The organism is Companilactobacillus hulinensis, from assembly GCF_003946555.1.
GTDB lineage: Bacteria > Bacillota > Bacilli > Lactobacillales > Lactobacillaceae > Companilactobacillus > Companilactobacillus hulinensis.
The window spans coordinates 1-22,022 of sequence record NZ_RHOO01000018.1; the positions used below are offsets into that span (position 1 = coordinate 1).

Genomic DNA, 22,022 nt, shown 5'->3' on the forward strand with positions numbered 1-22,022 from the left:
TATTCTCCTATACAAATAATTAGTATATAGTTCTTAAATTAACTACTTTGTTGCTTTTTATTTTGATATGTTGGAGTATAGAATTAGGATAAAGAAGTTGTTGTTTAACTATGTATGTAACTGAGCTTCCCGCGTAAACATGCGACTCAAAACAACTTATTTTGTTAACTACAAAAAATCTCACATTTACTAAGTAAATACGAGATTTCTTTGGGTTAAACTTGTTTAGTCGACGGATTTCAAAGCACCAAGCATGTCAACATTTCTTATTTTCCTCGCCATAAACATCATTACAATAATTGAGAAGGCAATAGTCATTGATACTGATAGGGCAAAGTTTGACCAGAACAATGTCATATCTGCCATTGCGGTTTCGGGTGGGAGTGTTTGCATGATGTAGTTATGAAGCTGCGTTCCACCGATATACCCTAGAATGATGCCAATTAACGTTAGAATGAACGTCTCACGATAGATGTACATTACTACTTCCATTGGATAGAATCCTAGGACTTTAATTGTAGATAATTCACGAATTCTTTCGGATACATTGATATTAGTTAGTGTGAATAAAACAACGAAGGCAAGTAATGAAGCGGCGATAATGATAATTAACACCAAATTATTAAGTCCATTTAAAATATTATTGATGGTTTGTTTGGCATCGTCAGATTGTATAACAGTAGTTGAAGCATGTTGTTTGGTTAGTTGTCTTGAGACAGCGTCAATATTTGACGCTGAACGATTCTTTAACCTAATCATAATTGAATTGTATACAACAGATTTACCAAAAACTTTTGAATAATAGTTAGAGTTCATATATATATCATGTCCAGCGTACATTTCCGTAATAGCAGATACTTTTATACGATATTTGTTTCCAACTGAATCTTTAATGGTCATCTTGTCACCAACTGAGACGTTCATTATTTTGGCAAGCTTTTGAGTGATGACAGAGCCGTTGTTTGATAATACTATCTTCTTATGAGTATTTGGCTTTTTCAAAGTTACATATTTTGAAAAAGTATTCTCTGATTTTGGTACAATCATGGATATCTGTTGGTTATTGATCATTGTTGTATTTCTAGAAGTAACATTTTCATAATGGATTGTGGTTTTACCCTCTAGTCCGTTTATACTTTTAGCTTTGTTCTTGTATTTCTTAATATTATTGGAATTATCAGAAGTGTTGTACATTCCAATAATGTCGTAATGAACAATGTCTTTGTACTGTGTCGATACGATTCCACTCAGTGAATCTTTAATACCAAATCCAGTAATAAGTAAGGCCGTACAACCTAATACACCAACGATAGTCATTAGTGATTTGAATTTATATCTGAACAAATTACGCAATGTAACTTTATAGTTAAATGATAGCTTCTTCCAAATAAATGGAATATTCTCTAAGATTATTTTAGAGCCTTTTTTTGGTGGCTTAGGTAACATCAAGGTTGCTGGGACTTCTTTAAGCGATATTCCAGCAATATATACAGCAGGTAATACGGTACAAGCTATGGTGATTACAAAAGAAATCCCGATCCATGACCATGAAGGTGATGTTTGGAAGTTTGGAATAACAAAGTTTGCGGCGTATGCTTCAAAGATTCGCTTAGGTAAAAATGTTGTCCCAAGCCATGCACCAATTGAGGTACCAATGATGCTTGAAGTGATGCCATATAGTAAGAATACTTTCATGGCATCGAATTTTGTATATCCCAGAGCTCTAAGTGTGCCGAGTTCAAGACGTTTTTCTTCACCCATCCTAGACATAGTAATCAACACAACGAGAATTGCTACAGCAAAGAAAATCAATGGGAATGTGTTAGATAGAATGTCGATTCTTTTGGCATCTTCTCCGAATTGATTATATCCGGAGTTGTAATCATTTCTTGATTTAATTGTGTAGGTTAGGCCGTTGGCCATATTTGATACTGAATTCTTTTCTTTTGAAATGATGGATGCAGCTTGATTACCATATAAGGCGGTGAGGGGAGCAGCCTTGGCGTCTATCTTTTTATAAGAAGACTGTATGATTCTTTTTTTCGATCCTGAACCATTCTTTTAATAGTGGGTTCTGATTGAGAAATATTTTTTTCGACCTGCTTTTCGTAACTATCAGAATAACTTGAGCCTTTTAGGTTGTTATAACTAATTAATGCAACTGTTGGATTGTTTGACTTAAAGGCAGATTTTGAGACGACACCGTATGTATCTATTTGACCGGTTCCAACGGTAGTTGTTCCTAAGTTTTGCTTTAGCAAATAGTCAGATGATGTGATGAAACCGACTACTTTATATTTATTATTTTTTAATTCAGATGTGGCGTCTCCAGACTTATTTTTCAAAGTGATATATGAACCAATTTCATATTTGCCTTTATCACGGTTATTTAAGGTGATCTCATGATTATTTTTTGGTAAATGTCCAGATATGAGTTGATTCGTAGATAACTTAGTTGTTTCAGCTTGAATTCTAATGCTGGTGTTTGACCCCGAAATAAGACCATCAGTACTGTTGGTAAACTCGATTGCTTTTAAGTGATCGAGTTTTTTTAGTTTTTTCTGATCAACTTCAGATATATTGGCATTACTTCTTATTTCAGCATCGGCCATATTATGTATTGAATAGTAATCATTAGCGGTTTGTCGCATGTCGTTACCAGTAACCTTGAGTCCAATCAAGATGAATACACCTAAGGCTAGTAATATCGAAATGGATATGAATCGTGCAATTGAGAATTTAAACTCTCTTAAAATATTTTTGTTTAGTATTTTCATATTATTCACCTACCACTCGATCTTTTCTACGGGAGTAGGGGAGACGTTCAATGTGTCGAGCTTTACCTTGCCATCACTTAATTCAATTACATGATCAGCCATTGGTTTGATCATTCCATTATGAGTAACGATGATGACATTCTTTTGTGAATTATGACAAAAGTCTTGAAGCATTTTTAAAATATTTTTGCCTGTCTTGTAGTCTAAGGCACCTGTAGGTTCGTCACACAACAGTAAGTCGGGATTCTTGGCAATAGCTCGTGCAATTGAGACTCTCTGTTGTTCACCTCCAGATAATTCAGCTGGGAAACTGTCGACACGGTCGCTTAATCCAACATCGTTCATAACTTTGATTGGATCCAGTGCATCGGGAACGATTTGAGAAGCTAACTCAACATTTTCCAATGAAGTCAGATTAGGGATAAGGTTATAAAATTGAAAAACAAAACCGACTGATTTACGACGATAGGTTGTCATTTGTCTGGTTGAGTAATCAGATATATCTGTATTGTCGATTATTAGTTGGCCACTAGTACTAGAGTCCATTCCACCTAAGATATTGAGTAGGGTAGATTTACCGGCACCAGATTCACCGACGATAATGGTAAGCTCTCCCTTATCTAAGTTAAAGTTAATATCGTTGTTCGCATAAAAGTCGTGACCATTAATTTTATATATTTTAGAACTATGTTTTACTTCGATGTATGACATGTTATAATCTCCTTATATAAACAATGTGTTGCTTTAATAAAAGACTAAACTATAGATTGTTTCACAGCAACCATCAATAAATGACAATGTGTTGGATTAAGGAGGCAAAATGTTGGAAAGACAAACAAAAACTGGTGATAAAATAAAAAAAGCCTTCATCAATTTGATGAAGACTAAAGGATTTGAACATTTGACTATCAGTGATATTACTTCACAAGCTCAGATCAATCGCAGTACATTTTATGCTCACTATGAGGATAAGTATGCATTAGAGAAACATTTTGAAGACAGCATTTTGAATGAATTAAGTGAGACGCTCAATAAGAATTTGAGTTCTACAATGAAGTATCAAAATGTTAATGATGGCGTTGAAGCATATCCGGTGATCAATACGATAATGGACTACGTTAATTCTGAGTTCGATTTGGTAAAGGCTCTGATGCTAAGTACCGGAACTACTTTTGAAATGCGCGTAAAAAACGTTCTACGACAGGTCATTGATCAAGGATTGTATTTGAAAAAAGGAAATGACAAGATGGTTAATCAAATTCCAAATGATTATGCATATGAAATAATTGTTTCTGGATTGCTTGATACTATCAAATATTGGCTATCTAAGGACGAGCCGGAAGATGTTGATACAATCGTAGATATCATTATGAAAACACGTTACCTAAGCCCGTATGACTTATTAGGCGTTGATAATCAATTTGGTAACGCCATTAAGGTTTGATCTTTAACTCATTTATATTGTGGGACTCCATTACCTGTTTAACTTTGTCCAGTAGAGGCTGATTATTATTGTATTCAGCAAAGGCAATGGCAGTTGTTAACGAATGACTCAGCTTATTGTAGTCTATAGGATCAATGTTGAGAGTGTTAATGGCGCTTAAGTAGAATAAGGTGTCCGTGAATTCAGCAGTAAAGTATTTGGGAAATTTATGCAATCCAGCATTAATTAGAATGTTGCTGCGACCGTATTGCTTATTTTTCGTGTACCAGTCGGATATCTCGACTATGATTCGGCGATAGTAATAATATTCACTACTTGAATTGATCACCAAGTTATCGATACTTGAATATGCCAAATCAAAATAATAGTCGGTTTTAACGGATTGATTATTACTGTGATAGATTATGCCTAGTTCAGCGTAAAGAATCGTACCCCAAAATGTTTTCCGATTACTGAGCAATTCTAGTGAATAGCTTAATTGAAATATAGCTTCTTCTGAGTCATTATTTGATTCAGAAATTAAAGCTAATAAGAAATGTAAATGTGCCTTTTCCGAAGAGGGGAGGGCACTTTCTTTTATTTCAGGGATTGTATCGTGAATGAATTCAGTTCTGTGATCCTGGAACGCTTCGTCCATGTCCTTGAATTTATCTAAGTAAAGATTGCTTGAGGGCAGTGAAGAAAATTCTGAGAAGACTTCATTTAATGTTAATTGTAACTTTTGGCAGATCGATATTAGGACACTGATCGATGGCGAAATATTCTGGTTTTCTATCTTGCTTATTATAGCTTGTGTGCAGATTCCGTCAGCTAGTTCTGTTTGATTTAGATTCAATGATTTACGTTTATCTTGAATAACTTGTCCTAAAAGCATGTTTGAACCTCCGTAATATTACTAATAGTAATAAATATAACTTTTATAAAATCGATATATTACATATAGTAATATTAATTCACTAGTAATTCCAGAATTAAGCGTTATGAATCTTTATACTAATTTTCTCAACGAATATAACGGTGTGGTAATGATATTTACTAAAACTGTTTAAAACTAGTTTTGTGCCACAATCTGACTATGCAATATTTGTAATGTTGTAACTCTATAAATCTCAAGAGATATGAATTTAAGGACAAAAAAATAGTGAGTCCAAAGACTCACTATGATCAAAATCAGTTGTAATTTTATTGATGCAATTTGATGTATTCCAAGATAATTTTCTTCTCATCAGCAGTTGGTTCGTAATCACCTGATTTTAGGTTATGAATTCTCTCAACTGAAAGGTGACTTTCAAATGCAAATTGAGTATCATTCATATTCTTATCACGTTCAAATTGAATAATTGTTTCAGCTATACTTGGTTTCTCCATAAATAATAACCTCCGATAAGTCCATCATATCATTTAAGACTTAATTAATTGAGTATTTTTTAAAAAGTTGACCATCTTGTAAGTGGCCAGTAACGCCATTTAACTTCACCAACAATTGCTTTCTTACTAATGAAGCCAATAATACGACTATCCTTTGAAACTGTTCTGTGATCTCCCATAACGAAGTAGGAACCAGCAGGAACTTTGTTTGTGTCTTGAATCTTGTTCAAAGTTGAACTGCTGTATCGCTGCTGCCATTCAGGTGCGGTTTTGGCAAGTTGGCTTAGCGTGAAGTCATATGTATAACTGTAAGCTTTGCCAGCATAGATGCTTGTGTCAGGTTCCTTTTTCTTAGAACCAGCATCCAAGAAGCTCTCATCAAATTTCTTGCCATTTACGTACATTTTGTTGTTCTTTGAAACAACAGTATCGCCAGGTAATCCGATGATTCTCTTAATATAAAAGGAACCAGGTTCATCAGGTGCTTTTAGAACAACGACATCACCACGTGTTAAGTTGGTATGTCGGACGGCAATTAACTTCTCACCGTTTTCAAACGTGGGCTGCATGGACGGTCCTGAAACCTTATCGTTTGAAAATACAAACTGCATAAGCAGAAAGAACACGGCATAGATTGCTGCCGTTAAAGCAATGGTTTGCAGCCAAAACTTCCAGCCGCTTTCTTCTTTTTCCGGCGGTCGTCTTGTATTATTTCTATTCATATTTCACCTCATACATGTACTACTTAGAATATTACACTTTTTCGGAATTATTGGAAATAAATGTGTAGTTTTCAATTAAATTTTTGCCAAAACGTAAACAAAATTTATTGTATAATGAAAAAAAGTTATACATTAGGGGGGATGAGGGTGCGAAGTAGGGTAGTATACTGGGATTTAATTAGAATCGTAGCGATGCTCGGTGTCATAATGAACCATGCAACCGCCAATGCACTGGCCAAAATGTCATATATTGAAAACTGGAATTTTGCTAGTGTCATGATTTGCATCGTGACTCCTGCGGTCCCATTATTTTTTATGATCAGTGGCGCTGCAATACTTAATAGTCCGCGAACTTACAACATTGGGCGTATTTTTAGAAGAAGATTATTTAGGATCATTGTTCCATATGTAATGTGGTCATTTATTTCATTGGTCACATTTGAATTTATGGATCACCAACATTTTTCATGGACACCAATTTGGAACACAATGATGATGATTTTTCATAAGCCCACATTTGAGGCATTTTGGTTTTTATATCCATTAATAGGCTTCTATTTATTATCACCGCTGCTTAAAGCGATGGTTGACCACGCTGATACAAAACTATTGGATTATGCAATTATTATTTGGTTTGTTACCAATTTCTTGCTACCGGTGTTATCGCAATCACTTCCCAAACCATGGCCTAAGATATTAGATGTCTATAGTATGGGTAGTTTGATGTTCTTAGCCAAGTCGTTAGGATACTTTATTCTGGGTTATCGTTTGACTTTGGTCAAGAAGATCAGATTGAAACCAATAGTTAATATTTTATTGAGCTTCATAGTCCTGGTAGTGATGATATTTGTAAATTATCTTAACTATAAATACAAAAATATCAATATTCCTATTATTGGATATGCTCCAGCAATTTTGACGCCACTTTTAGCAAGTTTAAACTTTTTATTCTTTAAGCAGATTGGTAGTACACTATCCGCAAAAGAAGCCAGAATTGTAGAATATATTGCACCACTAACGTATGGCGTCTATTTGATACATGGCATCGGAATTAGAATTGCACAAAACTTTACTAAGGATTTGAATTTCACGTTAATATTTTTGATTGCAGCAGGATTTTCTTTAGCTGTGATCTGGATAGTTTATCGGATTCCATTTATAAATAAGCTTTTGTCGTAAAATATTGGAGGAATCGTATGACTTACATTGAGAATTTAAGAGCGGATACCAAAAAATTACCTAATGGCAAAGTATTTAATGCTCGAATTAATTTTATGGAACACGCCTGTGAAGCACTCAGTAACAATGAACTTCCCAAGTACCATTTCCCACAGTTCCAATTGTCAGAAAAAGAAATAACTTCTTATTTAGAGAACAATATCAGTTTAGATGAGATTGAATTTCAGGCCATGTCAGCGGATTTGAATACTTTCGATCATGATTTGGGTGAGTTCAGAACTTATCTCCAGACACGTTTTGGATACTGGGCAACTATTACCAAGGATTTTATGAAGGAATGGGCAGATGACTTTGGGGATGCTAAGTATCTTGAAGTTATGGCTGGCAATGGTTATATATCTAAGGAATTACAAGCTCTAGGTAGAAGTTCAATTTGTACTGATAATAAGAGCTGGGCTAAGCAAAGTAAGACTGGTCACGATACTCTGGTTGATATTGAAGGACTCGATGCACTTTCAGCGATAGACAAATACCACGAACAAGTAGATTATGTGATTCTTGCTTGGAGTCCTGATCGAGACGTTGTTGATTATGATATACTTCAAAAGATTCGTGAGTACGGGTTAATGCTGATAGTTATTGGTGAAAAATACGGTGCTACCAACAGCAAGAAGTTTTGGGATAACTCTGAGTTTGTTGATTATGGACCAATTGATAAGTTGAATTCCATTTATTCAAGCTATGATTTGGTTCATGATAAAGTTTATCTGGTTAAATAAAATAATTATTAGTGGTTTGAAACACTCTGTTCGTGATGGACCGAGTGTTTTTGTTGTTAATAGTGTAAAATAAGATATCAGATACAGATCGTTAAATATAGGTGATTATTAAAAATGAAAAAAATTATTTCCAGTGTCATTATATTGATCGTAGTTCTTTTAACGGGAGTTTCTATTTCCAAAAGTGATTCGATCAAATATAACAATACGATGAATCGACTTGGTATGAGTGATAATGCGGTTGTCTTGCATACTAAGTCTAAAAAAAGCTTAACTTCAGCTGTAAAAGAACTAGATAAAAAGAAGTTATCGAGTTATCAAATTATCTTTTTTGAGAAGGATAATAGCGATATGGGGTTCATATACAGTCATAAGAAAGCTAATAAACTACCGGTTACTGCTGGAAGATATTTTTCACAGAGTGATTTTTCGTCGAAAATTCCTTTTGCTGTTCAGGGAAAAGACTCAAATATCGAGAATTATAAGCCCCAGAGTCAGCAGTATATTAAGTTTGGTAAACGTTATATTTCGGTAATTGGTAATATTGGATTCAACGGTGCGGAGACGCTTAATAGCCAAACGTTGATCTCTTTATCACCGAACCAGCCGACAAACAAGCTGAAACTAAATAATGTAATCACGGTTCTTGATGGTAGAGCAGCATCCTCCAAAGAAAGCTATGCAAAAATCAAAAAGGTTCTACATGTAACCAGTTCACATAAGTACAGTCCTCAAAGTGATGACTTTAATAATGTAAGCTCGGACAATAACGGTGAATTGTATATGGTTGGAATTGTATTATTGTTTATTCTCGCAATTGGAATGGAATTCTATATCCTTGTGCCGTTGAAATTTGATTTGACCAGATCACATTTGACGGGTGATTTGAAGAATAATTATCGTAATGGATTGTTATTAAGATATTTAATTTATACATTGGTGCCTTATATTATTGGATTTGCATTTGCAAATTGGAGAATCGTTATTATAAGTCATCAAACATTTAACATGTTTATGGCAAGCTCGATGATTATTGCGGTGTTAATAGGTATTTACCAAATATTCTTTGTTAAAAAGGTGGATTAGTAGTTTTATGAACGTTGATTTAAGTAATGACTTTAAAGAGAAGTATCGTAACTTAATGGGTGATAGGGCAGATAAATTATTCGCTGCTATTGAGACAGATAGTCGAAATGCTTTCCGTATCAATCCGTTAAAACCTAATTATAAAAATGTTAACGTCGATTTAAGCGAACCAATTCCGTATAGTGATGTTGGCTACTTTGGTGATATTGATGGTAATTCAATTGACCATATGGCGGGATATTTGTATAGTCAAGAACCAAGTGCCATGTATGTTGCAGAGGTCCTTGATCCTAAGTCCACAGATAAGGTCTTAGACTTGTGTGCTGCTCCAGGTAGTAAATCAACTTATATTGCTACCAAAATGGGCGGACAAGGCTTACTAGTAACTAATGAGATAAACAACAAACGTGCACGTGTTCTTTCATCGAATGTTGAGCGAATGGGAATTGTTAATGCTGTTGTAACTAATAATTCTCCTAAAGATTTTGAGAAGAAGTTTGAAGGCTATTTTGACCGAATATTAGTTGATGCACCATGTTCTGGTGAAGGGATGTTCCGTAAAGACCCAGAGTCAGTTAAATACTGGTCACTAGAATATGTTGAACAATGTGCCAATCGTCAGCGCCACATACTTGATTCTGCCTTCAAACTTCTCAAACCAGGTGGGACTTTAGTATATTCAACCTGTACCTTTTCTCCGGAAGAAAATGAAGAGAATATTGATTATTTCTTGAACCAATATCCAGATATGCAGATGGATGAGATTAAAAAATATGACGGTATGGAAGATGGTAAGCCAGAATGGGGTCACGGTAATGCAGAGCTCACAAAAGCTCTCAGAATGTTCCCTGATCAGTTTGAGGGTGAAGGTCACTTTATTTGTAAGATGACTAAGTCTGGTGAACCGGATAAGTCACGTGAGAAAGATATCTCAAATGGTATCGGCAAAGATGAATTCAAGTTTGTTGAAAAATTTGCTAAGACTAATTTGAATGGTTTGACACAAAATAACTGGTTCAAGGTCAGTGATTTCTTATATCAAGCTGCTAGCCTAGATAATCGTTTCAAATCACTGCACGTCTTGCGTAATGGCTTGAAACTAGGAGAATTCAAAAAAAATAGGTTCGAGCCTGATATCGCATGGATATTGGCAATCGAACCTACTGTTTTGAAATCTGTATTTGAATTAGATGATGATCAGTTTGAAACATATATGCACGGCGAATCAGTTATCTTGAGTAATGATCCCGGTTTTGATAATAAATGGATCGGTTTAAGCTATCAAGGTAAGCTGTTCAGCTGGGGCAGATATAGTAATAAACAAATCAAGAATGTTTATCCCAAAGGATTAAGAAGGTAATTCAATCTTTCTCTGTTTGGCATAATTTACTAAGTTCTCATCGAAAATGATGGGAGCTTTTTTGATATCTTCGATATTTTTAGCACCGATAACGGCCATAATGATTTGAATTTGTTTGGCAAAACTTTCGAAAAACAAGGTTGCTTCCTCAAACGAATACTTTTGCAGGTGGTGTAAGACAAGTCCTGACATCCCAACGGCACCTGCACCCATTCTAATTGCCTTAACAACATCCATTGGTGTACGAACACCGCCGGAAGCAAAAATCGTTGCTTTGGGTAATTCTGGTTGTGCTTCGATCAATGATTCAACAGTGGAAAGTGAGAATTGATCCAAATATGTCAAGTCAATTTCATGGTTTCTAGCACTTTCTATTTGAGCAAAGTCAGTTCCACCGAATCCGGCAACGTCGATATATTTAACTCCGACATTTATCAGCTTTTCCATAGTATCTTTGGACATCCCGAATCCGACTTCTTTGACTACTACAGGAATTTTAATTTTATCGACGATTTCTTGAATGTTATCTAACCAGAAGAATTCTTTGTCACCTTCAGGCATGGCCATTTCTTGAATCACATTTAGATGGACTTGTAATGCATCTGCATGGATCAAGTCGATGGCTTCTTGTGCCTGGGCGGCATTTGCTTTAGCAGACACATTTGCGATTATGAAGCCCTCAGAGTCGTTTTCTCTAAGTGGGGTAAAAGTATCCGCGGTTTCTGGTAGACGCAAATACACGCCCATTGAGCCACTAGAAACGGGAATGTTCAGCTTGGAGGCTAATGAAGCTAATTCCATATTAAAACGGGCGGATTGTTTAGATCCGCCTGTGATTGCATTGAAATAAAATGGAAGACTTGATTTGAATCCGAGAATATCTGTACTCAAATCAATATCGCGATAATTTAATTCTGGTACTGCATCGTGTAATAAACGAATACTGTCGAAATCTGCAAAAGATTCGTCAGTAAAATATTTTTCAGCTAGAAATAAATGTTCAACTTTACGTTGAATTTGTTCATCCTGTTTAGGCATGTGCGATTATTTCTCCAATTTTTAGGGTCAGGGGAGTGATACCCACCTTTTCCCATTCTTGTTTAAGTTTTTCGACTTGCATATCACGGTCACTGATGACGATTCCACAATCTCCACCACCGGCACCGGAAGTTTTGGCTGCTCCACCGAGTTTTTCAGCTATATCACACAATTGAGCCAACATTTCTGTTTCGATGTGAACATCACTGAAGTCGGCTAGGTCGGCTAGAAGTGTACGATACTTGCTGATCATATCTTTGATCAGTTCGGAATTGTTATTTCTAAATCCCTCGATCAGGTTCTCAACGTTTTGACGACTTGATTTAAGGAAACTTTGGTATTTTTCAACCTTTTGAGCTTTTGATAGAGCAATACGGTCGACTAGAATTGAGGTTGAGGCTGGACTACCCGTCCAACCGACGGTTAATTCTAGGTCTTCTGGTAATTTTAAAGTTTCAATTTTAAGCTCAGGCCAATTAAGTTCAAGAATCTTAGTAAGACTGTGATTCTTGACCATATTAAAGACCCAGTTACGATCGGGTGATTTATAAGCAACGATTCCACCGAAGGCACTGGCAGCAATATCACCCAAACTACCATTTCCTTGAACGGAAAGGTGGGAGATGGCGGATAGTTTGTAAACGTCCATAGCTGTTAAGTTCAAGTGATAGAAATCACCTAGTGTCTTAACAACGGCAACGGTTACAGCCGCAGATGAACCCAAGCCATATTTTTTACCATCTTTAGAATCGAGTTCACTAGTTACTAGTAAGTCATAGTAGTCTAGTTTGACATTCTTTTCTAGAGCGTACTTTTCGACAAAATTAATGGCCGACAGGATGTATTGAAGTTGACTTTCAGTATCGTCAAAAACAAGCTCCGTTCCTTGCCGGTCCCAGTGAATAAGTTCTTTGTTTAGATTTTTGGATTGAATGGTACCACCATTCTTTGATTTGGTTATGTGAGCAGTCACATATTGGTTTACTGATGCGATCACAGCAGGGAAGCCTGTTTCAACAACGGCGTATTCTCCTGCTAAATATAATTTTCCAGGTGCTTTTCCCGTAGACAAAATATCATACCTTTCAATATAAATATCAGATGTATTGTATACCATTACCGATGTTTGCGACAACTGTGGTGACAGTAGGCAGGTTATCTTTAATGTACTTTTGGACAACTGGCGTTGATTCTTTTGTACAAATAACTTTTACATTCGGACCAGCATCAATTGTTACGTAGGCAAAAATGCCCTTTGCACGTAATTCCTTAACTAGTTGTATTACCATTAAGGTCTCAGGCACAAAGTACGTAAATGAGGGGCTGGCTGAAAGTGTCAATGCATGCATACTCATTGCATTGTGTTCCGATAACTCACCAATCTTTTCTACATCTTTTTTAGCAATTGCTTGCTTAATTTCGTTTATCTCTGAAGACACAAGTGTAACCCAATTTTCATAAAAAGGGGAGGTTTTTACACTACTTTCCATTCCGGAAGTCGAAGAAACCTTTTTTGTGTCTTGACTTATGACAACAGATAATAATGATAAATCAATATCGGGGTGTTCATCAATAGGAACTGCAAAAGAAGTATCATTGCTATCACCAGATACCCATTCAACGAAACCACCATAAATGGAGCGTGTGGCTGATCCAGAGCCCTTTCTAGCTAAGATAGATAATTCTTTATTATCAAGATTTAAATTCATAGTTTGATTGATCGATGCTGCCAAAGCGGCGAATCCTGAAGCACTTGATGCAAATCCTGCCGAAGTTGGTACATGATTAACGGAATTTATTGATAAGTGTTCTGAGAAGTTATAATTTTTTCTAACGACATCAAGATAATTCCTGATTCGCATACTTTGTTGGTCGTTCAAAAACTTTCCATTTAAGTGAATCTCGTCTTGATTACTATCAGTTATTTCTGACTTAGTGTCGGTATAGAATCGATCAAGTGTTAATGAAAGACTATTTGTATAGGGAAGTTTAAGCTGTTTATCTTTTTTACCCCAGTATTTTATCAATGCAATATTAGTGTAAGCACGAGCTGTTTTAGTCAACGTCAGATTCCTCCGCATAAATTGAAAGTGGTTGGAGCCACGTTTGTTCTGCACCGGCCTTGACCAGTGCACGTTGGATCATTTCAGCGTTAGTCAAATTTCTAGCCAGACAAATAATGCATCCGCCACGGCCACCGCCGGTGATTTTACTTCCAAGAGCACCAGCACTGTTAGCTGATTCAATCATCTTGTCAGTTTTGGGAATTGCCAGGTTTAATTGTGACAATAAGTCGTTAGCTTGGTTGAATGTTTTACCCAAAGTCTTCAGATGGTTTCCATTTAATGCTAGTTTAGTTTGTTTAGCACACTGACCAAGCTGCTTCAAAATATCTCCAGTTGCATGTGGATCTTGATCGTACATTTTTTTAACATCAGAAACGGTTTCTTTGGTCTTTCCTTTGACACCTGAGTCAGCGATAACTAAGAAGCCATCAGACTCAAAGTTGAAGTAATTAACTGGTTCTTTTTTGCTATAGTTAACAGGAGAATTAGAAATAACTGTTAAAGCGTCTAAGCCACTTGCCTTACCATGTGTAACAGTTTCAGATTTGTTTACGTAATGTAATAATGTGTCGTTATCAAGTGGTATCTTAAAGAAGTCGAAAAATGCTCTAGTTATTGCAGTACCAATTGCGGCTGATGAACCCAATCCACGTTCGATTGGCAAGCTGCTATCTATATTAATAGCGTATTTAACGTGTTCAGTATTGAGTCGATCATCTAAGAGGTTGATCAAATATTTAACACCAGATAGCGAATCTGGGAGTTCAGATATCTTTCCAACAAAATATTTTGACGACAAAGTGTTCTCTGGATGTTCTTTAATACGAACTATCACAGGTATACTGACGAGCGGAAATGCTATGGAAGGGTAGCCGTAAACTACTGCGTGCTCTCCCATAATAATTGTTTTCCCGTGACTCTTTCCGATTCCTTTAAGCATTATATTCCACCTATCTTTCTCTAAACTTATATTTTATACATCTCGCGGTCTGATTTCCACTTTCATTAAATAACTTATGATAGAATTTTTTCATCAGGAGGATAAATCACTTATGACTTTAAATTTTGTACTTGGTAAAAATCAACTTGATCATCAGAAGAAAATGATGGACTTGTTCCAAAAGGACTACCAAAATGATCCGAACGGAAAGTTCTTCTTTCTTGTTCCTAATCATATTAAATTTGAATCTGAAATTAATATTTTGAAATATCTCGGCAATGATTCGGATGAATTGATTGCGACAAGTAATGTCCAGATATTTTCATTCTCTCGTTTGGCCTGGTATTTTTTACGTGGTCAGAGTATTTATAACACTGAATCCTTAACGGAAACTAAATCGGCTATGTTATTGCGCAATATTATTTTACAACATAAGTCCGAATTAAAGATATTCTCAGGTATGGTCGGAAAGCCAGGATTCATAGACCAGTTGTCTAGTCAATTTACTGAGCTGTTAAACGGTAAAGTTGAACCTGATGACTTGGATGCGGTCTTGAGCCAGGATAATCCTGATTTGTTCACTGATAAAATTGCTGAAATGAATATTATCTATAACGACTATTACAAACAGATCGAAGGGTTAGCTACCAATACTTTTGAATTGGACGCATTAAGCCAATTCCTAGATGAAGATCTTCATTCAAAAGACTATCATTTTTACATTTCTGGATTCTCATCATTTACCGCTGAAGAATTGAATCTAGTTAGATCAATGATTTTGAATGGCAGTACAGTTGATATTTCATTTGCGATGGATATTCAGGCTTCAAATGAAGGCAATGAATCGGACTTTTATCTACGACCACTGCGTACGTATAATCAATTGAATGAAATTGCTAAGTCCAATCAGATTGCTCGACACGACAAACTAGCTGATTCATTAAGAGTTTCGCAAGACATTGCTAACTTAGAAGATTATTGGATTCAATCTAGCGGATATGGCAATCAGGTTGCTGCCAAACTGGACAATAAGAATTCAATCCAAATTTGGAAATGCACTAATAAGCAGACTGAGATTTCTTCAGCCAGTACTTATATTAGGAATCTAGTTGCGACACAGGGCTATAGATACAAGGACTTTTTGATACTAACTAGAGACTTGAGTCAGTATGGTTCATTTATTGAATCATTTATGGAGAACAGTGAAGTACCATACTTTATTGACCTTCAAAACAAAATGACTGATCATCCCTTCAAGAAGACAGTAGATTTGTTATTTGACGTACTCAATCATGGCTTGCAGAGTTCAGATGTTATTGCTTTATTAAGGACAGAATTGCTGATACCAGAAGAATTCAAGGATAGTGACATTAATGCATTCCGTACAGCGGTTGATTTAACTGAGAATTACACTTTGGCACAAGGAACGACTAAGCGTAATTGGCTGGGGGATGATTTCAAGCCAAACGCTGAACTAGATGAAGAGGTAGATAAAGAAAAGCTCAAAGGATTTGCAATGATGAATGTGATCAAAGCCTATATTGCGCGAATCTTTAACGAGCTAGATAATTTCTTCAAAAAGGAACATACAACAGTTGAAGGTGTGACGTTCTTGTATTCATTTCTAGATAAGTATGGCGTCTTTGCACGTTTAGTTGATTGGCAGAAACAAGCTATTGAGCAAAACGACTTATCATCCGCAGATCAACCTGATCAAGTTGTCAGTAAATTTAATGAAATTCTTGATGAATACGTTTCAGTCTTCAAAGATGACAAATTCGAACCTGATTCATTTATTCAAATCATGGATGCAGCCTTCGAGAGCGCCAATTATTCTCAAGTCCCATCGACATTAGATGCTGTAAGTATTTCTGAAATAGGGATGATTCAACCAGATGATAGAAAAGTTGTTATTATCATTGGTGCAACTGTCAATAATATGCCGGGAACATCTGTATCGAATGACATTATCACTGATGATGAACGTCAAGCTATTTCTAATGGTTTGGGTGATGATAAATACTTGAAAGATTCAGATGAGGTGACGAATAACGCCGAGCCATTCTTGCACGATGTGATTTTTACCACGCCTAAGCAGCGTTTGATATTCACTTATCCTAACTTTACTGATGACAACAAACAACAAGAGTTATCCAGTTATGTAACACGAATCATGAAGTATTTTGATTTAACGGCACAAAACGTGCTATTGAATCCTGATTCAAGTGATACTCAGGAGAATCAAATCCTACAATATATTGGTTCAAAGACTTCTAGTCTTAACTATTTGATACGTGTGTCTAGGTCGGCCCAAGATAATAAGTCTGATTTGTCCGCACCATGGAAGTATGTTCGTGCTACTTTGACCAACGAGAATCCGCAACAGACTAACTTTGCATTGAGTTCATTAGACTATAAGAATATTCCAACGGATCTTCGTGCCGACACGGTTGAACAATTATATGGCGACAATATGAATGTTTCTATTTCACGTTTGGAAACATTCTATAAGAATGAATACGAATATTTCTTAAAGTACGGCTTGCGTTTACAACCAAGGCAGATGTTTGAGATTTCACCTGCACAAACAGGTTCGTTATTCCATGCTGTACTTGATGGATTGGTTAAATATACTAATGAAAAACAAGTAAGAATACAGGACATGACTGAGGAGCAACTTGATAAAGTGGTCAGGGATATTTTTAAAGAGAAAATCAGTTACCCTGAAAACAAAATTTTCTTGTCGTCTGCCAGAATGGAATTTATTGCGCGCCAGGTCGAAAAGACTTTACGTCAATTAGTTATGGCGATAAAACGACAACTTTCCCGTAATGAATTCGTTCCTAGAGCTAGTGAGGTTACTTTTGGTCGTATTAACGGCAAAGGGAATTTACCAGGAATTGCTTTAAAGGTTCTCGATAAGCATTGGATCAATGTTCGTGGGAAAATCGATCGAATTGATGAATTAAAACTAGGTAACACTGATTATTTGGCAGTGGTTGATTACAAATCAAGTGACCGTGACTTTGTCTTTTCAGACTTTTTGGAAGGTATCACTATGCAGATGCCAACATATCTTCAAAGTTTGGTCGAAAATAAAGATCTGCTGACTACTGACGATAATGCCAAGATTGCTGGAGCGTTCTATTCACATATCCAAAATCCTAAGTTGATTCTAACCAAAAAAGGTCTGAGAGACGAAGACTTATTAGGCAAATTTAAGCTCAAGGGTTTGGTACTGGACGATGAATTGTTGCTCAAGAATCTTGATACGAAGTTAGTTAATGGTAGTTCTCCAATCGTACCTATCAAAATTACTAAAGCACATGGATTAGAAGCTGCACCGGAGAGCGTTGTAAGTGAAAATGATTTGTTTAGGATTCTTAACTACAATCGCCACCTTATTACTAAGGCTGGAGAGAAAATCTATTCCGGACAAATAAGCCTTAATCCATTCCGTGATCATCAATTGAAGACGGGACTAGAATTCAGTGATTATCGATCAATTTTTGAATTTGATGCGATGCTACCGGAAAATGACTATCATGAAATAATTAATTACAAAAAAATTGATGTATTAAAACAAATTGAAAATGTTTTGGAAGGAGATCAAGAAAATGCCTGAGTGGACAGATGATCAAAAAAAAGCTATTTTCCATCATGGACATGACATATTGGTATCTGCGGCAGCTGGTTCTGGTAAGACGACAATTCTGATTGAACGAATTATTGAAATGCTGAAGCAGGGCGAAAATGTCGATAATCTGCTTGTTGCAACATTTACTGATGCTGCAGCGATGGAAATGAAGGATCGACTTGTTGCTAGAATTAAGGAACTGACAAGTGACAAGACAATTGATCATGATTTAAAACGCCACCTTCAAGAACAGATATTCAAAGTACCAGCTGCTAATATCAGTACGCTGCATGCCTTTTGTCTGAGTATTATTAAGAAATTCTATTATGTGATCGATCTTGATCCTAATTTCAGATTGTTAAGCGATGATACTGAAAGATCAATGATTCAAGAACAGGCATTTGATAATGTTAGAAATTATTACTATGAGAAAGACGATGAAGACTTCTTAGATTTAACTGAGAACTTTTCCAATGATCGTAGTGACGATGGATTAGTGGACGCAATTTTTAGACTTTATAATTTTGCCATTACCAATGCCAAGACGGATGAATGGTTGGACGGATTAAGCAAGGATTATCAAGTTTCTGAACCACTGAATCAATCTGAATTCTATCAAAAACTATTCATTCCCCAATTCACCAAGACACTTGAACAAGTCATTGATACTGCACAAGCTACCATTAATTTAGCAGCCGATGATCAATTGGCCGCTAGTTTTGTACCGATATTTGAAGACTTAATTGCTCAATTGAAATCAATTCAAGAGGATATCAGTGAATTATCGTATGATGAGCTTCGTCAAAGAGTATTAAATGTCAAAATGAAGCGCGCCAAGGCCATTAAAGCCACAGATAAAGAGGGTATGGATACTAGTGTTCTAGAGTCTATTCAAGCCACAAAGACGGCCTTATCCAAGCAATTATCAACGGATATCATCAATAACTTCTTCTTGCAGACTGAGGAAGATACGATTACGACAATGAAGAATGCTTCCAAGTTGATTACTAAACTTGTTGAAGTTGAGCATCGTTTTATGAAGGAATTCTCCAAAATAAAACTTGATAATCACGCTCTTGATTTCAATGATTTGGAACATAAAGCTGTTCAGATCCTATCTTCTAGTGTTGATGACCGTATGGTTGCCCTTAATTATTATCAGAACAAATTTCACGAAATCATGATCGATGAATATCAGGATGTTAATGCCATGCAAGAAAATATCATTCAACTATTATCCAATGATGATAATCATATCTTCATGGTAGGTGACATTAAGCAATCTATTTACGGATTCAGACAGGCTGCACCGTATATCTTTGCCCATAAGTATGAAGAGTTCCAAAAAGATGATAATCCTGATGAACTGATCAATTTATCGATGAACTTCAGGTCGTCGGGGTCTGTTGATGATTTTGTCAATGCAATTTTTACAAAGATATTTGATAAAAGCATCGGTGATATTGACTATGATGAGAATTCTAAATTGATTGAGGGAACTAACTTTTCTAGTGATGTTGATACAAGTAACGAAATGTATGTCTTGAGTCGCGATGAAAATGTGAATGCCGTGACTAAGCGTCAGAGTCAAATTGAGTTTGCGGCAAAGCGTATCAAGGACTTAATTGAATCCAAGTTTCAAATATTTGATAATAAGCGTCAAATTACCAGAGATATAAAATATTCTGATATTGCTATTCTTTCTCGGACTAAAAATAACAATACTGACTTGATCTCGTACTTTGCCAAAGCTGAAATTCCATTGATGGTCACTGACGCCCAGAATTATTTCCAAACAACGGAATTACAGATTATGATGGCGATGCTTCAAATCGTTGATAATCCACGTCAAGATATTCCATTGGTTGCTGTTTTACGTTCGCCAATCGTTGGATTAAACGAAGAAGATTTAGCACAGATTCGTCTCGCCGATAAGTCAGATGATTATTTGACTGCGATGGAGGCTTATCTTGCTCAAGAGTCATCTGATGTATCGCTTGTCAATAAGATCAAGACGTTCTTCATTCAGTTAGAGACGTATCGTGACTTTTCTAATAAAAATAGTATTGCCAGATTGATTTGGAAGATTTATCAAGAGACTGGATTGTTGGAGTATGTATCAGGGATGCCTGGTGGTAAGCAACGTGCAGCTAATCTACATGCTTTGTATCAGCGAGCTAGCTCATATGAAGAGACAAATTTAAAGGGTCTACATCAATTTATTGATTTTATCCAGCGAATGGAAAAAATGGATAAAGACCTTTCTCAGCCTAATAGTGTTGAAGCCGTTGATGATACTGTTAAAGTTATGACGGTCCATGCTAGTAAAGGTTTGGAATTTCCAATTGTGTTGTTCCTAGATATTAGTCATGGCTTCAATGATATGGATTATACGGGTGATACTTTATTTGATGTTGATCTAGGGTTAGGAATAACCGTTTTGAATACTGAAACAAGAGTTGCAGTTCATTCAATTCAACGTGCGTTGATTGCGGACAAGAAAAAAGTAGCCACAGTTTCCGAAGAAATGCGACTACTATACGTTGCCTTGACTCGTGCTAAACAGAAATTGATCATGATTGGGTTTGAAAAAGATACTGATAAGTTGCTCAATAAGTGGGATCAAATCTCTGTTCAAGATAATGGTGTAATAGATGAAGCCTCTAGATTAGGCGCAAAGAGTTATCAGAATTTAATTGGAATGAGTACTTTGAATATTAATGATAGAGTGCAAAATGCTGATGACTACACAAATGATGCAGCACATGTTACTTTACGAATTGTCAATGAAACTGATAATCCGACAATTACTTCTGATAACGATACTAAAGAAGTTGAGTCACAAGAGGTATCAAAACGATTCAAAGACGCCGTTGACCATATTCTTAACTTTAAATATCAGCATCAAGAAGCTGTCGAAACAACCGCTTATCAATCTGTGTCAGATATCAAAGGACTATTCTCAGATCCCGATGATGATAATATGGGAACTGATCTGTTGTCAGATAAAGGAAAGTACATCAAAGAAAGTTTTGCTAAACCGAAATTCTTAAATGAAACAAAAAATGTCTCTTCAGCTGAAGTAGGTAGTGCCACGCACTTGTTGCTGCAAAAAATTGATATCAGTAGTGTTCCTACGAAAGAGTCTTTTGAAAAGCTATTGGATGTTGCTGTCAATGAAGGAACGATAACTGATCAAGTAGCTAAAAGAATCGATTTAAAGAGTTTGGCCAACTTCTATCAAAGTGAATTGGGTGCGACAATTGTTGATCATTATGATAATGTTTCTCGTGAATTTCCATTTTCTGTTTTGATGCCAGCAAAAAGGTTATTTAAAAATTCAAGAAATAGTGATTATGATGATGATAAGATTTTGGTTCATGGTATCATTGATGGAGTGATTGAATTAGAGGACAGTATAATTCTCTTTGACTACAAAACTGATGATGTTAATTCAGAGAATATTAACCAAAAGATTGATAATTATTCTGGTCAGTTGAATTTATATGCTCAGGCGATTTCTGTTATTCGTCATAAGCCTGTTAAAGAAAAATATCTATACTTTTTGAAAATTAATCAAGCAGTAAATTTAAGTAAAAATAATAACTAGATTAGTGGTGAACTAT

17 protein-coding genes are annotated in these 22,022 nt (G+C 35.9%); 7 read left to right on the forward strand and 10 right to left on the reverse strand.

From position 1 onward, the window contains the following. Positions 1-225: 225 nt before the first annotated feature. From EKM66_RS09145 to EKM66_RS09150, 3 genes are all read right to left on the reverse strand, one after another. A complete protein-coding gene (locus EKM66_RS09145) occupies positions 226-1,923 on the reverse strand; it encodes an ABC transporter permease (protein WP_225426587.1) in 1,698 nt (565 codons plus the stop codon). Between the two features lie 83 nt (positions 1,924-2,006). Further along, positions 2,007-2,777, reverse strand: coding sequence for a hypothetical protein (locus EKM66_RS12755; protein ID WP_225426588.1), 771 nt, complete (start codon positions 2,775-2,777; stop codon positions 2,007-2,009). A 9-nt stretch (positions 2,778-2,786) separates the two neighbouring features. Further along, complete coding sequence (locus EKM66_RS09150; RefSeq protein WP_125763848.1) at positions 2,787-3,488, reverse strand: ABC transporter ATP-binding protein; 702 nt, start codon at positions 3,486-3,488, stop codon at positions 2,787-2,789. A 109-nt stretch (positions 3,489-3,597) separates the two neighbouring features. Between EKM66_RS09150 and EKM66_RS09155 the strand changes: the two genes are divergently transcribed. Next, positions 3,598-4,221: a TetR/AcrR family transcriptional regulator gene (locus tag EKM66_RS09155; protein WP_125763850.1), complete on the forward strand. Its 624-nt coding sequence runs from the start codon at positions 3,598-3,600 to the stop codon at positions 4,219-4,221. On the opposite strand, the gene EKM66_RS09160 is transcribed toward EKM66_RS09155, so the two are convergent. The 3 genes from EKM66_RS09160 to lepB all read right to left on the reverse strand — a co-directional run bounded on the left by EKM66_RS09160 (position 4,211) and on the right by lepB (position 6,311). After that, on the reverse strand, positions 4,211-5,095 hold the full coding sequence (locus EKM66_RS09160) for a helix-turn-helix domain-containing protein (protein WP_125763852.1): 885 nt from the start codon (positions 5,093-5,095) through the stop codon (positions 4,211-4,213). The genes EKM66_RS09155 and EKM66_RS09160 overlap by 11 nt on opposite strands. 308 nt (positions 5,096-5,403) lie before the next feature. After that, a complete protein-coding gene (locus EKM66_RS09165; protein ID WP_125763854.1) occupies positions 5,404-5,589 on the reverse strand; it encodes an LBP_cg2779 family protein in 186 nt (61 codons plus the stop codon). A 59-nt stretch (positions 5,590-5,648) separates the two neighbouring features. After that, entirely contained in the window at positions 5,649-6,311 is a 663-nt protein-coding gene (gene lepB, locus EKM66_RS09170; RefSeq protein WP_125763856.1) for a signal peptidase I, read from the reverse strand. 147 nt (positions 6,312-6,458) lie between these two features. On the opposite strand from lepB, the gene EKM66_RS09175 reads away from it, so the two are divergent. From EKM66_RS09175 to EKM66_RS09190, 4 genes are all read left to right on the forward strand, one after another. Beyond that, positions 6,459-7,490 carry an acyltransferase gene (locus EKM66_RS09175; RefSeq protein WP_164505105.1) on the forward strand — a complete coding sequence of 344 codons (1,032 nt, stop codon included), beginning with the start codon at positions 6,459-6,461 and terminating at the stop codon, positions 7,488-7,490. A 17-nt stretch (positions 7,491-7,507) separates the two neighbouring features. Beyond that, positions 7,508-8,269: a hypothetical protein gene (locus EKM66_RS09180; RefSeq protein WP_125763860.1), complete on the forward strand. Its 762-nt coding sequence runs from the start codon at positions 7,508-7,510 to the stop codon at positions 8,267-8,269. A 114-nt stretch (positions 8,270-8,383) separates the two neighbouring features. After that, positions 8,384-9,355 carry a hypothetical protein gene (locus tag EKM66_RS09185; RefSeq protein WP_125763862.1) on the forward strand — a complete coding sequence of 324 codons (972 nt, stop codon included), beginning with the start codon at positions 8,384-8,386 and terminating at the stop codon, positions 9,353-9,355. Positions 9,356-9,362: 7 nt separating this feature from the next. Beyond that, positions 9,363-10,715, forward strand: coding sequence for an RsmF rRNA methyltransferase first C-terminal domain-containing protein (locus EKM66_RS09190; RefSeq protein WP_125763864.1), 1,353 nt, complete (start codon positions 9,363-9,365; stop codon positions 10,713-10,715). Here EKM66_RS09190 and fni read toward each other — a convergent pair. Genes fni through mvk form a run of 4 tightly spaced genes read right to left on the reverse strand, consistent with a single transcriptional unit; the run spans position 10,704 to position 14,759 of the window. Next, positions 10,704-11,753 carry a type 2 isopentenyl-diphosphate Delta-isomerase gene (gene fni, locus EKM66_RS09195; protein ID WP_125763865.1) on the reverse strand — a complete coding sequence of 350 codons (1,050 nt, stop codon included), beginning with the start codon at positions 11,751-11,753 and terminating at the stop codon, positions 10,704-10,706. The genes EKM66_RS09190 and fni overlap by 12 nt on opposite strands. Continuing rightward, a complete protein-coding gene (locus EKM66_RS09200) occupies positions 11,746-12,825 on the reverse strand; it encodes a phosphomevalonate kinase (protein ID WP_225426589.1) in 1,080 nt (359 codons plus the stop codon). The genes fni and EKM66_RS09200 overlap by 8 nt, the downstream gene beginning before the upstream one ends. A gap of 25 nt (positions 12,826-12,850) precedes the next feature. Beyond that, positions 12,851-13,816: a diphosphomevalonate decarboxylase gene (mvaD, locus tag EKM66_RS09205; protein WP_125763869.1), complete on the reverse strand. Its 966-nt coding sequence runs from the start codon at positions 13,814-13,816 to the stop codon at positions 12,851-12,853. Further along, a complete protein-coding gene (gene mvk, locus EKM66_RS09210) occupies positions 13,809-14,759 on the reverse strand; it encodes a mevalonate kinase (protein ID WP_125763871.1) in 951 nt (316 codons plus the stop codon). Before mvk ends, mvaD begins: the two co-directional genes overlap by 8 nt. A 112-nt stretch (positions 14,760-14,871) precedes the next feature. Here mvk and EKM66_RS09215 point away from each other — a divergent pair, with 112 nt between their 5' ends. Further along, positions 14,872-18,384 (forward strand): PD-(D/E)XK nuclease family protein, encoded by a 3,513-nt coding sequence (locus EKM66_RS09215; protein ID WP_164505107.1) that lies wholly within the window; start codon positions 14,872-14,874, stop codon positions 18,382-18,384. Beyond that, positions 18,377-22,006, forward strand: a complete 3,630-nt coding sequence (gene addA, locus EKM66_RS09220; protein WP_125763875.1) for a helicase-exonuclease AddAB subunit AddA — start codon at positions 18,377-18,379, stop codon at positions 22,004-22,006. Before EKM66_RS09215 ends, addA begins: the two co-directional genes overlap by 8 nt. The last annotated feature ends 16 nt before the right edge of the window (positions 22,007-22,022 follow it).